This is a genomic window from Kosakonia sp. YIM B13588, from assembly GCF_042788165.1.
GTDB lineage: Bacteria > Pseudomonadota > Gammaproteobacteria > Enterobacterales > Enterobacteriaceae > Kosakonia > Kosakonia sacchari.
In genome coordinates this window covers 123998-137373 of record NZ_JBHZPO010000013.1, presented here as the reverse complement: position 1 = coordinate 137373, position 13376 = coordinate 123998, and the positions used below count along the sequence as shown (strand labels likewise).

General features: G+C 56.9%; 13 protein-coding genes. 8 read left to right on the top strand and 5 right to left on the bottom strand.

Annotated features, from left to right (window positions below; all coding sequences use genetic code 11):
* The 6 genes from arnC to arnF are packed head-to-tail and all read left to right on the top strand — an operon-like array spanning position 1 to position 6255.
* Complete coding sequence (arnC, locus tag ACFX4U_RS19810; RefSeq protein WP_065369572.1) at positions 1 to 984, top strand: undecaprenyl-phosphate 4-deoxy-4-formamido-L-arabinose transferase; 984 nt, start codon at positions 1 to 3, stop codon at positions 982 to 984.
* Positions 981 to 2960, top strand: coding sequence for a bifunctional UDP-4-amino-4-deoxy-L-arabinose formyltransferase/UDP-glucuronic acid oxidase ArnA (arnA, locus tag ACFX4U_RS19805; protein ID WP_313507957.1), 1980 nt, complete (start codon positions 981 to 983; stop codon positions 2958 to 2960). Before arnC ends, arnA begins: the two co-directional genes overlap by 4 nt.
* 2 nt (positions 2961 to 2962) lie before the next feature.
* Positions 2963 to 3865 carry a 4-deoxy-4-formamido-L-arabinose-phosphoundecaprenol deformylase gene (gene arnD / locus ACFX4U_RS19800; protein WP_020455609.1) on the top strand — a complete coding sequence of 301 codons (903 nt, stop codon included), beginning with the start codon at positions 2963 to 2965 and terminating at the stop codon, positions 3863 to 3865.
* Entirely contained in the window at positions 3862 to 5520 is a 1659-nt protein-coding gene (arnT, locus tag ACFX4U_RS19795) for a lipid IV(A) 4-amino-4-deoxy-L-arabinosyltransferase (RefSeq protein ID WP_313507956.1), read from the top strand. Before arnD ends, arnT begins: the two co-directional genes overlap by 4 nt.
* Positions 5521 to 5533: 13 nt before the next feature.
* The gene (gene arnE / locus ACFX4U_RS19790; RefSeq protein ID WP_313507955.1) at positions 5534 to 5872 is read left to right on the top strand and encodes a 4-amino-4-deoxy-L-arabinose-phosphoundecaprenol flippase subunit ArnE; all 339 of its coding nucleotides are present in this window, start codon (positions 5534 to 5536) and stop codon (positions 5870 to 5872) included.
* Positions 5869 to 6255, top strand: coding sequence for a 4-amino-4-deoxy-L-arabinose-phosphoundecaprenol flippase subunit ArnF (arnF, locus tag ACFX4U_RS19785; protein ID WP_305734775.1), 387 nt, complete (start codon positions 5869 to 5871; stop codon positions 6253 to 6255). The genes arnE and arnF overlap by 4 nt, the downstream gene beginning before the upstream one ends.
* Before the next feature lie 3 nt (positions 6256 to 6258).
* Here the strand turns inward: arnF and ACFX4U_RS19780 are convergent, their stop codons facing one another.
* Positions 6259 to 7308 (bottom strand): AI-2E family transporter, encoded by a 1050-nt coding sequence (locus ACFX4U_RS19780; protein WP_200551328.1) that lies wholly within the window; start codon positions 7306 to 7308, stop codon positions 6259 to 6261.
* A gap of 145 nt (positions 7309 to 7453) precedes the next feature.
* Here ACFX4U_RS19780 and ACFX4U_RS19775 point away from each other — a divergent pair, with 145 nt between their 5' ends.
* Positions 7454 to 8653: an MFS transporter gene (locus tag ACFX4U_RS19775; RefSeq protein ID WP_313507954.1), complete on the top strand. Its 1200-nt coding sequence runs from the start codon at positions 7454 to 7456 to the stop codon at positions 8651 to 8653.
* Positions 8654 to 8697: 44 nt separating this feature from the next.
* On the opposite strand, the gene ACFX4U_RS19770 is transcribed toward ACFX4U_RS19775, so the two are convergent.
* Positions 8698 to 9255: a DcrB family lipoprotein gene (locus ACFX4U_RS19770; protein WP_200551330.1), complete on the bottom strand. Its 558-nt coding sequence runs from the start codon at positions 9253 to 9255 to the stop codon at positions 8698 to 8700.
* A gap of 72 nt (positions 9256 to 9327) precedes the next feature.
* The gene (locus ACFX4U_RS19765) at positions 9328 to 9993 is read right to left on the bottom strand and encodes a 7-cyano-7-deazaguanine/7-aminomethyl-7-deazaguanine transporter (protein WP_349350390.1); all 666 of its coding nucleotides are present in this window, start codon (positions 9991 to 9993) and stop codon (positions 9328 to 9330) included.
* 187 nt (positions 9994 to 10180) lie between these two features.
* Here ACFX4U_RS19765 and tusA point away from each other — a divergent pair, with 187 nt between their 5' ends.
* On the top strand, positions 10181 to 10426 hold the full coding sequence (gene tusA / locus ACFX4U_RS19760; RefSeq protein WP_025263810.1) for a sulfurtransferase TusA: 246 nt from the start codon (positions 10181 to 10183) through the stop codon (positions 10424 to 10426).
* On the opposite strand, the gene zntA is transcribed toward tusA, so the two are convergent.
* Positions 10423 to 12639 carry a Zn(II)/Cd(II)/Pb(II) translocating P-type ATPase ZntA gene (gene zntA / locus ACFX4U_RS19755; RefSeq protein WP_313507952.1) on the bottom strand — a complete coding sequence of 739 codons (2217 nt, stop codon included), beginning with the start codon at positions 12637 to 12639 and terminating at the stop codon, positions 10423 to 10425. The two genes, tusA and zntA, sit on opposite strands and share 4 nt — an antisense overlap.
* A 75-nt stretch (positions 12640 to 12714) precedes the next feature.
* The gene (locus tag ACFX4U_RS19750; RefSeq protein WP_017459582.1) at positions 12715 to 13341 is read right to left on the bottom strand and encodes a lysoplasmalogenase; all 627 of its coding nucleotides are present in this window, start codon (positions 13339 to 13341) and stop codon (positions 12715 to 12717) included.
* Between the last annotated feature and the right edge of the window lie 35 nt (positions 13342 to 13376).

The following is a 13376-nucleotide window of genomic DNA, read 5'->3' as shown; positions in this document are numbered from 1 at the left end:
ATGTTTAATTTACCGCCTGTAGAAAAAGTTTCTGTGGTGATCCCGGTCTACAACGAGCAAGAGAGTTTGCCGGAGTTGATTCGCCGCACCACGGAAAGCTGCGATGTACTGGGCATTGATTACGAAATTTTGCTGGTGGATGACGGCAGTAGCGATAACTCCGCGCTGATGTTAAGTGAAGCGGCAGAACAACCCGGCAGCCACGTTGTCGCGGTGCTGCTGAACCGCAACTACGGTCAGCACTCGGCGATTATGGCCGGATTCAGCCATGTCACCGGTGATTTGATCATCACGCTGGACGCCGATTTGCAAAATCCGCCGGAGGAGATCCCGCGTCTGGTGGCGAAAGCCAATGAGGGTTATGACGTGGTGGGCACGGTGCGGCAAAACCGCCAGGACAGTCTGTTTCGTAAAATGGCCTCACGCACCATCAACCGCCTGATCCAGCGCACCACCGGTAAAGCGATGGGCGATTATGGCTGCATGTTGCGTGCATATCGCCGCCATATTGTTGATGCCATGCTGCACTGCCATGAGCGCAGCACTTTTATCCCGATCCTCGCTAATACCTTTGCCCGTCGCGCGGTGGAAATCCCCGTGCACCACGCGGAGCGAGAGTTTGGCGATTCCAAATACAGCTTTATGCGCCTGATTAACCTGATGTACGACCTGGTGACCTGCCTGACCACCACGCCGCTGCGCTTGCTCAGCGTGTTTGGCAGCGTGATCGCCGTGCTGGGCTTTTCGCTCGCCGTGCTGCTGGTGGTGCTGCGTCTGGCGTTTGGCCCGCAGTGGGCGGGAGAAGGGGTGTTTATGCTCTTCGCCATTCTCTTCACCTTTATCGGCGCTCAGTTTATCGGCATGGGGCTACTTGGGGAGTATATCGGGCGCATCTACAACGATGTTCGCGCGCGTCCCCGCTACTTTATTCAACGTGTTGTTCGTCAGGAAAATGACGTTTCGCAAGAGGAAAAAAATCAATGAAAGCCGTTGTCTTTGCTTACCACGATATGGGATGTGTCGGTACACAGGCGTTACTGGATGCAGGTTTCGAGATTGCGGCGATTTTTACCCATCCCGACAGTGCCAATGAAAACCATTTTTTCGGCTCGGTGGCGCGTATTGCCGCTGAACGTGGCATTCCGGTTTATGCCCCGGAAGATGTCAATCATCCGCTGTGGGTCGACCGTATTCGCGATCTGAACGCGGATGTTATTTTCTCTTTCTATTACCGCAACTTGCTGTGTGACAACATTCTCAATACCGCGCGGATCGGCGCATTTAACCTGCACGGCTCGCTGCTGCCTGCCTACCGTGGTCGTGCCCCGCTGAACTGGGTGCTGGTAAATGGCGAAAGCGAAACCGGCGTCACGCTGCATCGCATGGTTTCCCGCGCAGATGCGGGCGCGATTGTCGCGCAACAGCGCGTCGCCATTGCTGACAACGATGAAGCGCTGTCGCTGCATCGCAAATTAGCTGAAGCCGCAAAAGGCATGCTGGCCAGCGTGCTGCCGACGATTAAAACGCAAACCTTCAGCGAAACGGCGCAGGACGACAGCAAAGCCAGCTACTACGGTCGCCGCACGCCGGAAGATGGCCGTCTGGACTGGGAAAAACCTGCCCAAACGCTGCAAAATCTGGTGCGCGCGGTTTCTGACCCGTGGCCGGGCGCGTACAGCTTTGCCGGTACGCATAAATTTATCGTCTGGAAATCCCGCGTACGTACCGACGTGGCTCCGGCTCGCGCGGGCACTGTGCTCTCTGTTTCGCCGCTGCTGGTGGCCTGTGGCGATGGCGCGCTGGAGATCCTCACCGGACAGATGGACAACGGCGTCTACATGCAGGGCGCACAACTGGCGCAATCGCTCGGCCTGGTTGCCGGAGCGTTGCTCACCAGCAAACCGGTAGTGGCGGTAAAACGCCGCACCCGCGTGTTGATCCTCGGCGTGAACGGTTTTATCGGCAACCATTTGACCGAACGCCTGCTGCGTGACGATAACTACGAGATTTTCGGTCTGGATATTGGATCGGATGCGATCAGCCGTTTCCTCGACAATCCGCGTTTCCACTTTGTTGAAGGCGATATCAGCATTCACTCCGAGTGGATCGAATACCACATTAAGAAATGTGACGTGGTGCTGCCGCTGGTGGCGATTGCCACACCTATCGAATACACCCGTAACCCGCTGCGCGTGTTCGAGCTGGATTTCGAAGAGAACCTGAAAATCATCCGTGACTGCGTGAAGTACAACAAACGCATCATTTTCCCGTCGACATCGGAAGTGTACGGTATGTGCACCGACAACAATTTCGATGAAGACAACTCGAATCTGGTCGTTGGACCTATCAACAAACAGCGCTGGATTTACTCGGTGTCGAAACAGTTGCTCGACCGTGTGATCTGGGCCTATGGCGACAAACACAGCCTGAAGTTCACCCTGTTCCGTCCGTTTAACTGGATGGGGCCGCGCCTGGATAACCTGAATGCTGCGCGTATCGGTAGCTCGCGCGCCATCACCCAGTTGATCCTCAACCTGGTGGAAGGTTCGCCGATCAAGCTGATCGAAGGCGGCAAACAGAAACGCTGCTTTACCGATATCAGCGATGGTATTGAAGCGCTGTTCCGCATTATCGAAAACAAAGACGGGCGTTGCGATGGTCAGATCATCAACATCGGTAACCCGGACAACGAAGCGAGCATTAAAGAGCTGGCGGAGATGCTGCTGGCAAGCTTTGAAAAACACCCGCTGCGCGACCGCTTCCCGCCTTTCGCGGGTTTCCGCGAAGTGGAGAGCAGCAGCTACTACGGCAAAGGCTACCAGGATGTGGAACACCGCAAACCGAGTATTCGTAACGCCAAACGCTGCCTGCACTGGGAGCCAACCGTGGATATGCGCCAGACCATTGACGAAACGCTGGATTTCTTCCTGCGTACCGTTGAACTGACGGATGAGAAATAAGCATGAAATACGTCGGCTTACGTATTGATGTCGATACCTTTCGCGGCACGCGTGACGGCGTTCCGCGCCTGCTGGAGCTACTAAAGAAGCACAACATTCAGGCGAGCTTTTTCTTTAGCGTTGGGCCGGACAACATGGGGCGCCACATCTGGCGCCTGCTTAAGCCGAAATTTCTGTGGAAGATGCTGCGCTCGCGCGCGGCATCGCTCTACGGCTGGGATATTTTACTGGCGGGCACTGCGTGGCCCGGCAGGCTTATCGGTGAAGGCAACGCGGACGTTATCCGCAAAACCGCGCAGGCGCACGAAGTGGGGCTGCATGCCTGGGATCACCACGGCTGGCAGCGCTGGAGCGGCGTGTGGGATCAGGCGCATCTCGAAGCGGAAATTGAGCGCGGATTACTGGCGCTGGAGCTGATTATTGGCCGGTCTGTGAGTTGTTCCGCCGTGGCGGGCTGGCGCGCCGATCAGCGAGTGGTGAAAGCCAAATCGAATTTCAATTTCCGTTATAACAGCGACTGCCGGGGCACACAGCCGTTTCGCCCGCTCATCGCCGAGAACACCTATGCAGCACCGCAAATCCCGGTAACGCTACCCACCTGGGATGAAGCCGTTGGCATTTCGGTGGCGGCGGAGCACTACAACCGTTTCATTCTCGACGCGATGAAGCAGGATAGCGGCACGCCGGTTTATACCATCCACGCCGAGGTGGAAGGCATTATCGGCGCGGAAGGTTTCGATGAACTGCTGAGCATGGCGGCGCGCGAAGGCATCGCTTTTTGCCCGTTAAGCCAGCTGTTACCGGAATCGTTAGAGACGCTACCGGCAGGCAAAGTGGTACGCGGAGAAGTGGCTGGCCGGGAAGGCTGGCTGGGTTGCCAACAACTGTTGAGTCCTGGGTTATGAAATCCATTCACTATGGTCTGGCGCTGGTTGCGCTGTTCGCCCTCTACTATGTTGTTCCCCTGGAATATCGTCTGCTCTGGCAGCCGGATGAGACCCGCTATGCGGAGATCAGCCGTGAAATGCTTACCAGCGGCGACTGGATTGTGCCGCATTTCCTTGGCCTGCGTTATTTTGAAAAACCCATCGCCGGTTACTGGATCAATAGCATTGCGCAGTGGCTGTTTGGCCATAATAACGTCTCCGTGCGCCTGGGCTCTGTTTTCTCCATCACCATGTCGGCGCTGCTTGTGGGCGCGCTGGCGTGGAAAATGTGGCGCGACAAACGCACTGCCGTGCTCTCGGCGGTGATCTTCCTGACCGCGTTTCTGGTGTACGGCATTGGCACTTATGCTGTGCTCGACCCGATGATCACGCTGTGGATGACACTGGCGATGCTCAGCTTCTGGCTGGCTGCGCAGGCGAACACATTACGCGGTAAGTTTGGCGGCTATGTCCTGCTTGGCGTGGCGTGTGGCATGGGCGTGATGACGAAAGGTTTTCTCGCGCTGGCGGTGCCGGTGATTGGCGTGCTGCCGTGGGTGATTGTGCACAAACGCTGGAAAGAGGTGCTGCTCTGGGGCTGGCTGGCCGTGATCTGCTGCGTACTGACGGTGCTGCCGTGGGGACTGGCGATTGCGTCGCGCGAACCCGATTTCTGGCGCTACTTCTTCTGGGTGGAACATATCCAACGTTTTGCGCAGCAGGACGCACAACACAAAGCGCCGTTCTGGTATTACATACCGTTCCTGATTCTAGGTTCTTTACCGTGGCTGGCGCTGCTGCCCGGTGCGCTGAAAACGGGCTGGCTGGCGCGTAAAGAAGGAGTTCGGGAAGCGTTTTATCTGCTGGGTTGGGTAGTCATGCCGTTGCTGTTTTTCAGCATCGCTAAAGGAAAGCTACCGACTTACATTCTGCCCTGCTTCGCGCCGCTGGCGATATTGATGGCGCGTTATGCCATGCAGATGGCGCAAACCAACGGGCGCGCGCTGCGCATCAATGCGTGGATCAATATCAGTTTTGGCCTGGTTGGCGTGATTGCCGCGCTGGTGGTGTCGCCTTTGGGCTTCATGAAACATCCGGTATGGACGCAAATTGAGGTCTACAAAGCGGCGCTGGCGGCGTTTGCTTTCCTGGCGTGGGCGCTGGTTGGGGCGTTTACCTTGCGTGCCAGCGCCGATCGTTGGTCATACGCGGCGCTGTGCCCGCTGGCAATTGCGCTGCTGGTGGGGATCGTTATCCCGGACAAGGTGATGGATTCCAAGCAGCCACAGTTCTTGATCAACTTTGTCAATGATCCGCTGACGCCGAGCCGCTACGTGCTGGCTGATAACGTCGGTGTTGCCGCAGGTCTGGCCTGGGAGCTGAAACGTTCAGATATCATGCTGTTTGGCACGCGCGGTGAGTTAACTTACGGTATGTCGTACCCTGACGGCGAAGGGCGGTTTGTACGCGAAGACGATTTCACCGACTGGCTGTCACAACATCGTCAGGAAGGGGTGATTTCCCTGGTGCTGCACCAGTCGAAAAAAGATGACTTTACCCGCATGCCGATACCGAAACCGGACAACGTTTATGTACAGGGGCGTATGGTCTTTATTCAGTACTTTCCGCAATGATGAGTAAGCTGCAATGACCAGCTGGCTCTGGCTCGCGCTGGCAAGCCTGCTCAGTTGCGCAGGCCAACTGTGCCAGAAGCAGGCGACACGCCCGGTGCCGATTGCCAGGCGGAGTAAGCATCTCGGTCTGTGGCTGGGGCTTGCGCTGATGGCGCTCGGTGCGGGCATGGCGCTGTGGCTGCTGGTTTTGCAGCGCATTCCTGTTGGCGTGGCGTATCCGATGTTGAGCCTTAATTTTGTCTGGGTGACGCTGGCGGCGCGTTTTTTCTGGCGTGAGCCAGTAAGCCTTCGCCATGCGTTCGGCGTGGCGCTGATTATCATCGGCATTGTGCTGCTGGGGAGCTCGCTATGAAGGGGCTGCACTGGGCATTACTCAGTGTGTTGCTGGTAAGCTGCGCACAACTGATGTTGCGTTATGCGATGGTGTCGCTGCCGCCGGTGACATTCTCCTGGTCTTTTGTTTCGGCGCTGCTGCAACCGCAAAAAGGCACGCTGGCGCTGATGTTGGGCCTGGTTGGGTATCTGGCATCAATGGGCTGCTGGTACTTTGCGCTGCACCGTTTGCCGCTGAGTAAGGCTTATGCCTTGCTGAGCCTGAGCTACATTCTGGTGTGGGCGGCGGCCATCTGGCTTCCCGGATGGCACGAGCCGTTTTCCCTGCGCGGCGCTTTGGGTGTGCTGGTCATTGTGGCGGGCGTACTGGTTATTTTTTTGCCCGACCGCCCCAAAGCGTAGCGACTACCCAGGCAGACGACTTTTCGGTCTGCCTGGCCCCAGTAAAATTGCCAGTTTGCTGCCGCCGGTGGTGGTTTCCATCCAGATTTTACACACGCTGGTTAGCGGCACTGACAACAACATTCCCACCGGGCCAAGCAGCCATCCCCAAATCAACAAGGATAAAAACACCACCAGCGTCGACATCCCCAGGCGGTGACCCATCATGCGGGGTTCCAGGATGTTGCCAAGCAACATATGCACCACAAGGAACAGCCCGCCCACCAGCAAACATTCGTAAGTGCCGTTAAACAGCAGCGCCTGGATCATTGGCGGGATAGCGGAGATCACCGAGCCGATATTGGGTACGTAATTGAGCAGGAACGCCAGCACTCCCCACATCAGCGCAAATTGAACATCCAGAAACACCAGCCCGACCCAGACAATTAGGCCTGTCCACACGCTCAGCAAAGTCTTCAACGCCAGATAGTGGGAAACGCCTTTCAGCGCGCGGTGCAGTCCGGCGATATGAATTTGCGGGTTATGCAGCGCAAAGCGCAGCTTATAAGGTACGTGGCGCACTTCAAACAGCATAAACACCACGGTCATCACCAGCAGAACAATGCTGGCCATTGCGTTCGAGAGCTGGGTCGCCATGGTGGTGGCAAAGCCCATTAGCCGCTCGGAGTCCATCCGTTGCAACATACGTTCTGGCGACATGTGCAAACGAAGAAACGGCATCGCATCCTGCAACTGCATAAATTTCCTGGTGAATTCGCGGTTGTACTTCGGCAGCAGCGTCATAAAGTCGTTGACCGACGCGGCAAGCACGCCGAAAAGCGCAGTGAGAAAAACCAGCATCACCAGCACCACAATACCGATCGCCACCGGGCGCGAAATGCCGCGCCGAAGAAACCAGGTAACCAGCGGATTGAGAACAATTGCGAAAAACAGCGCCAAAAGAAGCTGCACAATAATGTCGGCCGCAGCATGAATGCCGGCCAAAATGATCACCAGCGAAGCCAGCTTTAACAGAATATGTAAACCCGCCCGATCGGGTTGAGGATGTGTCATGGTTAATTCCTTTTGTCATCGGCCCGTTAAGTGTAGTGCCCCGCCACACCTTCGCCCGCGAGAGATATTCTTAAAGTGAATGCTGCTTTCTGTTTCATCACGTGGTAATAGTGAAACACTGTTGTGAAAAGCTGAGTAAAACTCCATGCCTGAAAACGCCGCCGAACCGGCGCTAAGCGGATTGCGCCTCAATCTGCGGATTTTGTCCGTCGTTATGTTTAACTTCGCCAGTTATCTCACTATTGGCCTGCCGCTGGCGGTGCTCCCCGGCTATGTCCATGATGTGATGGGCTATAGCGCGTTTTGGGCCGGACTGGTGATTAGCCTGCAGTACTTCGCAACGCTGTTGAGCCGACCGCATGCCGGGCGCTATGCCGACCTGCTGGGGCCGAAAAAAGTGGTGATCTTCGGTTTGTGCGGCGCGTTTCTCAGCGGGTTGAGCTATTTGCTGGCGGGCGTTGGCGGCAGTGTTGGCGTGTTAGGCTTGATATTGCTTGGTCTGGGGCGCGTTATTTTAGGCATCGGCCAGAGTTTCGCCGGAACCGGCGCGACGCTCTGGGGCGTGGGTGTGGTCGGGTCGATACATATCGGGCGGGTGATCTCGTGGAACGGTATTGCCACCTATGGCGCGATGGCAATTGGCGCGCCGCTCGGTGTGGTTTGTTATCAGTACGGCGGGCTGCATGGGCTCTCGCTGACCATTATGGGTGTGGCGCTGCTGGCAATATTACTGGCGCTGCCGCGTGCGGCGGTGAAAGCCAGCAAAGGCAAGCCGCTGCCGTTTCGCGCCGTGCTGGGACGCGTCTGGTTGTACGGGATGGCGCTGGCGCTGGGTACTTCCGGTTTTGGCGTCATCGCCACCTTTATTACCCTCTACTACGATGCGAAAGGCTGGGAGGATGCGGCGTTCGCTCTCACCCTTTTTAGCTGCGCCTTTGTTGGTGCGCGTCTGCTGTTCCCGAATGGGATTAATCGCTTCGGCGGTTTAAATGTGGCGATGCTCTGTTTTGTGGTCGAAACCCTTGGGCTGGTGCTGGTTGGCCTGGCGGTGGAACCGTGGATGGCGAAGCTCGGCGTGTTCCTTGCCGGGGCCGGTTTCTCGCTGGTTTTCCCGGCGCTGGGCGTCGTGGCAGTCAAAGCGGTGCCGCAGCATAACCAGGGGTCTGCGCTGGCGACGTACACGGTGTTTATGGATTTATCGCTGGGGATAACCGGGCCGCTGGCAGGGTTGCTAATGGCGTGGGCGGGAGTCTCTGCTATCTATTTCGCTGCCGCAGGATTCGTGGCAATAGCCTTACTGCTGGCCTGGCGGCTGAAGTACAAGCCGGTGGCGGTTGCTGGGTAGAAAAAAGGGAACCGTCAGGTTCCCTTTTTCATGTTCAGAGGGGCTTATTTCACCGCGATGGTGTTAATAATGTTTTCCGCTGTGGTTTGCGCCTGCTGTTGGTTATCCGCCGGCAGCGTGACCTGGATGGTCAGCAGTTTGTCGTCAACTTTACCCAGCACCACAGAAGACCATGCCGTCTGGCCTTTGGCGGAGATGATGCTGTCGAGCTGTTGCAGTTTCTGGCCTTTCAGTTCGATAGATTTGTTGGTGACCACCTGCAACTGCGGGTCGCGGCTGCGCTGTTGTTCTTCAAGACGTTTTGCCAGCGCGCTTAACTCTTCTGTCGTGTTGTCGCCGACAATCACAATCACCGCTTTCTGACCGGTGGCATCGGAATATACGTGCATATTATTGGACTGGGTGCCCAGTTTGCCGCTCTGATCGGTCATATCCGCAGGCAGCGAGAAGCTGAGTTTGCCGTCGAGCAGGGTTACCGGTTGACCGTTGGCGTTGCTTTCGGCGGCAGCACCCTGAACAGGTTTTTTGCTGTCGCTGTTATCACAAGCCGCCAGCCCAACAACCAGCAGGCCGATACCGACATATTTCACCAGATTGCGCATTGACTTCTTCCTTTCAATAAACAGCCATAACGGCTCATCGGCGCATCTTATCACATCTGATAAGCCGTACCTTTAACTCGCCTGCAACGCGCTAATTTCAGATTTGTCTGCCAGTCTTTTCAGCAACATATTCAACAACACACCGTACATCGGCAGGAAGAACGCGATGCTGATAAGCACTTTGAAGCTGTAATCCACCAGTGCGATTTCCGTCCAGTGCTGCGCCATAAAGGCATCCGGGCTGCGCCAGAAAGCGATAAAGAAAAAGGCGATGGTGTCGCTGGCGTTACCAAAAACCGTCGACGCGGTTGGCGCGAGCCACCAGCGGCGGTTCTGGCGCAGGCGATTAAAAACATGCACATCGAGAATTTGTCCCAGCGCGTAAGCCATAAAGCTGGCGGTGGCGATACGGGCGACAAACAAATTGAAATGCGCCAGCGCGCCGAAACCCTGCCAACTGCCCATGTAGAACAGCGAGGAAATAACGTAAGAAGCAAGCAGCGCGGGCACCATCACCGCGAAGATGATTCGCCGGGCTAACGGCGCGCCGAAAATACGCACGGTTAAGTCCGTTGCCAGGAAGATAAACGGGAAGCTAAATGCGCCCCAGGTGGTATGGAAACCAAAGACAGAAACCGGCAGCTGCACCAGATAGTTACTGGAGATAATCACCAACAGGTGAAAAAGCGAAAGCCAGAACAGCGCCTTCATGCGCTGTGCGTTTGAAAAGTGCGTCATATTGTGACCTTTTTGGTAAATGGGGTGAGGGAACCCAGTACTTTTTATGCTCTGACAAGCAGAGCCGCCGCATGATACTGCAATCAGAGTGGGATGCAATGGTTAATTTTAGCGCAATCGTTAACCTTGCTTGCGTCACAAAAAAGGCGGCGTAAACTAATGCGGTTTTTTCCCTTGCGAGATGAAGATGACCGATCCGTTTTCCACCGCCGACCACACGCTGGATGCACAGGGCTTACGCTGCCCGGAGCCGGTGATGATGGTGCGCAAAACCGTACGCAATATGCAAATCGGCGAAACGTTGCTGATTATCGCCGACGATCCGGCAACTACCCGCGATATTCCCGGCTTTTGCCGTTTTATGGAACACGAGCTGGTTGCCGGGCAAACTGAGTCTTTGCCGTACCGCTATGTAGTGCGTAAAAACCATTAATCTTTAGTGCGCAACAGGCGCAGCGCGTTGGCGGTTACCAGCACCGTTGCGCCCGTATCGGCGAGTACTGCCAGCCACAGCCCGGTTATTCCCAGCAGCGTTGTCACCAGAAAAATCGCTTTCAGGCCGAGTGCCATAGCGATGTTCTGGCGAATATTGCTGTGCGTGGCGCGCGCCAGGCGAATCATCTGCCCCAGACCAATCAGCCGGTTATGCGTGAGCGCGGCGTCGGCGGTTTCCAGCGCGACATCCGTCCCGCTCCCCATCGCAATACCGAGGGTTGCGGCTTTCATTGCAGGCGCATCGTTAATGCCGTCGCCGACCATCGCCAGCGGCGCTTGCTGGTTAAGCGCACGTACCGCATCGACTTTATCTTCCGGCAGCAAGCCGGCGCGAAAATCCAGCCCCAGTTCACCGGCAATCGCCGCTGCGGCGCGTGGGTTGTCGCCGGTGAGGATCACGCCCTGAACGCCGAGCGCATGCAGGGCGGCAACGGCTTCTTTGGCGTCGTCGCGCAGCGTGTCTTGCAAGCCGATCGTACCGATAACCTCGCCGTTACGTTGCACCACCACCACGGTTTGCCCATGGCTCTCCTGCTGCGCAATCTGCGCTCGCACGGTGTCGTGAAGTGTACCGTACGGTAGTTTGTCCGGCGCGCTGATAAGCACCCGCTGCCCGGCGATATTCGCCTCAATGCCTTTGCCCGCCAGAGCGCGCTGCCCCTGGGCCTCCGGAGTCGCCAGCGCACGTCGCTGCGCTTCCTGCACAATCGCCAGCGCGAGTGGGTGGGTGGAGCCTTGTTCGATAGCGGCGCTGAGCGCCAGCAATTCCGCTTCTTCCGTACCGGCTAGCGGTGTGATGGAGGCGACTTGCGGTTTACCGATGGTCAATGTACCGGTTTTATCAAACGCCACCTGACGAATGCTGCCGAGCTGTTCTAATGCCGCGCCGCCTTTAATCAACGCGCCGCGACGTGCCGCCGCCGCAAGGCCAGAGGTGATCGCCGCCGGCGTGGAGATAACCAGCGCGCACGGACAGCCAATCAGCAACAACGCCAGCCCTTTGTAGATCCACGCAAGCCAGGGTTGCGCAAACAAAAGCGGTGGAACGATGGCGACCAGCAGTGCCACGGCCATGATAGCCGGGGTATAAATGCGGCTGAAACGGTCGATAAAACGCTCAATTGGTGCGCGACGCTCTTCTGCTTCTTCTATCAGTTTCAGAATGCGGTCAATCGCGCTTTCACCCGGTTTAGAAACCACTTCAAGCTGCACCAGACGGTCAACGCTGGTAGCACCTGCCGGAACGCTTTCACCTTCTGCGCGCTCAACCGGCACGGATTCGCCCGTTAAAGCGCTTTCGTCAAAGCTGGCAAATGGCGAGACCAGGCGACCATCCGCAGGCAAACGCCCGCCCGCCGGGACTTCAATCACATCGCCCGGTTGCAGATCGCTTGCCGCGACACGCTGGCGTTCGCCGTTGCGCAGGCGTGTGGCGGTATCCGGTTTTAGCGCCATTAACGCGCTGACGCCGCGCCGCGCACGGCTGGCGGCCCAGCCTTCAAGCCGCTCGCCAATCAAAAACAGCAGCAACACCATCGCCGCTTCCGCCGTCGCGCCAATAAACAGCGCGCCGATGGCCGCCACGCTCATTAAGGTTTCGATGGCGAACCAACTGCCGCTTTTCATTAAGCGCAGCGCCTGGCGGGCAATCGGCCACAGCCCGACCAGCGTGGTGGCGATAAATGCCATCTGGCCGAATGGATGGTTGACCTGTTCCAGTCCCCAACTGAGCGCCATCATCACGATCAATAGGATAAGCGGCAGGTTTTCGCGCAGCCGTGACGTTTCTGGCGCCGGTGCGTTTTCGCTGCGCAGTTGATACCCGGCCTGTTGCACGGCGCGCTCTACGCGCTCGCGCACATCATCTTGCGCAATGACGATAAGTTTTTCGGTGGCAAAGGCGACCTGAACCTGGCCGACGCCTTCGACCTGGCGCACCGCGTTTTCCACTTTGCGGGCGCAGGCGGCGCAATCCATACCGTCAACCTGCCAGCTATAGCGTTCGCCTTCGGCGGAAATTTCGGGTGTTTCGCGCGCTTCGCAGTGGCTGTCAGCGCAGCAGGATGCCGCCTTTTCTTCGATTGGGCGCAGCTTGACCGCCGCGAATTGCGGCGCTTTTTTCAATTCAGGCGATGAGGTGGGGGTTGGCATGGCATCCTCCGGTGAATGATAATTTTCTCATTAACCGGAGTATGCACTCTGGAGTCGACTCCAGAGTCAAGCCTTTTAAATATACAGCGAACGGACAATCAAAAAGTGCCCGGCAAAATAGCAGGCGGAGGCGATGGCGTTATCGGCGCTAAAGCGTTTGCGGTAGTGGCTGCCTAACCAGACCACGTTGCCGAGCAGCAGCAGCGATGCGCCAACGAATGCCGACAGTGCCGGGCTGGTCGGGCGGAAAAACCACAGTTCACCTGCCAGCCACACCATCACCAGCGTCATGGCGATAAAGGTACATACCGCCATGCGCAACTCTTCGAGGCGCGACCAGATCACCGCCACTAACAGCGCGCCGATAATCAGCAACGCCACCGGTAGCGGCCAGAAAAACGAAAGCGTCATCTGGCTGGCGAAATAGATGGTATAGAGCAAATGCGCGAGGAAAAACGCGCCGATGGCATAGAGCAGTTTTTGCCGCGGCAACAGCGTGAGCGCATCACCGACCAGCGAGGCACACAGACCCGCCAGCACCAGGTAGCTAATGGCATCGAACATGGGCGCTTGCCAGGCCAGTAACAGCAGCAGTAAGAGCGTAACGGGTTTAAAAACCCAGCGCTGCCAGACCGGGCCACGGTACGAAGCGTCGACATATAGCCAGGCGGAAAGGCAGACAGCAATAAATGACCACAGCATAATTAAGTCCCTGTATCTGTTATTGTTGCGTAAAT

Bases quoted from the DNA above. Each gene is read 5' to 3' on its own strand.
- arnA (WP_313507957.1), top strand. From the start codon at position 981: ATGAAAGCCGTTGTCTTTGCTTACCACGATATGGGATGTGTCGGTACA.
- ACFX4U_RS19775 (WP_313507954.1), top strand. From the start codon at position 7,454: ATGCCTGAAAACGCCGCCGAACCGGCGCTAAGCGGATTGCGCCTCAAT.
- ACFX4U_RS19780 (WP_200551328.1), bottom strand. From the start codon at position 7,308: ATGACACATCCTCAACCCGATCGGGCGGGTTTACATATTCTGTTAAAG.
- arnC (WP_065369572.1), top strand. From the start codon at position 1: ATGTTTAATTTACCGCCTGTAGAAAAAGTTTCTGTGGTGATCCCGGTC.
- ACFX4U_RS19770 (WP_200551330.1), bottom strand. From the start codon at position 9,255: ATGCGCAATCTGGTGAAATATGTCGGTATCGGCCTGCTGGTTGTTGGG.
- ACFX4U_RS19750 (WP_017459582.1), bottom strand. From the start codon at position 13,341: ATGCTGTGGTCATTTATTGCTGTCTGCCTTTCCGCCTGGCTATATGTC.
- ACFX4U_RS19765 (WP_349350390.1), bottom strand. From the start codon at position 9,993: ATGACGCACTTTTCAAACGCACAGCGCATGAAGGCGCTGTTCTGGCTT.
- arnF (WP_305734775.1), top strand. From the start codon at position 5,869: ATGAAGGGGCTGCACTGGGCATTACTCAGTGTGTTGCTGGTAAGCTGC.
- zntA (WP_313507952.1), bottom strand. From the start codon at position 12,639: ATGCCAACCCCCACCTCATCGCCTGAATTGAAAAAAGCGCCGCAATTC.
- arnT (WP_313507956.1), top strand. From the start codon at position 3,862: ATGAAATCCATTCACTATGGTCTGGCGCTGGTTGCGCTGTTCGCCCTC.
- arnD (WP_020455609.1), top strand. From the start codon at position 2,963: ATGAAATACGTCGGCTTACGTATTGATGTCGATACCTTTCGCGGCACG.
- tusA (WP_025263810.1), top strand. From the start codon at position 10,181: ATGACCGATCCGTTTTCCACCGCCGACCACACGCTGGATGCACAGGGC.
- arnE (WP_313507955.1), top strand. From the start codon at position 5,534: ATGACCAGCTGGCTCTGGCTCGCGCTGGCAAGCCTGCTCAGTTGCGCA.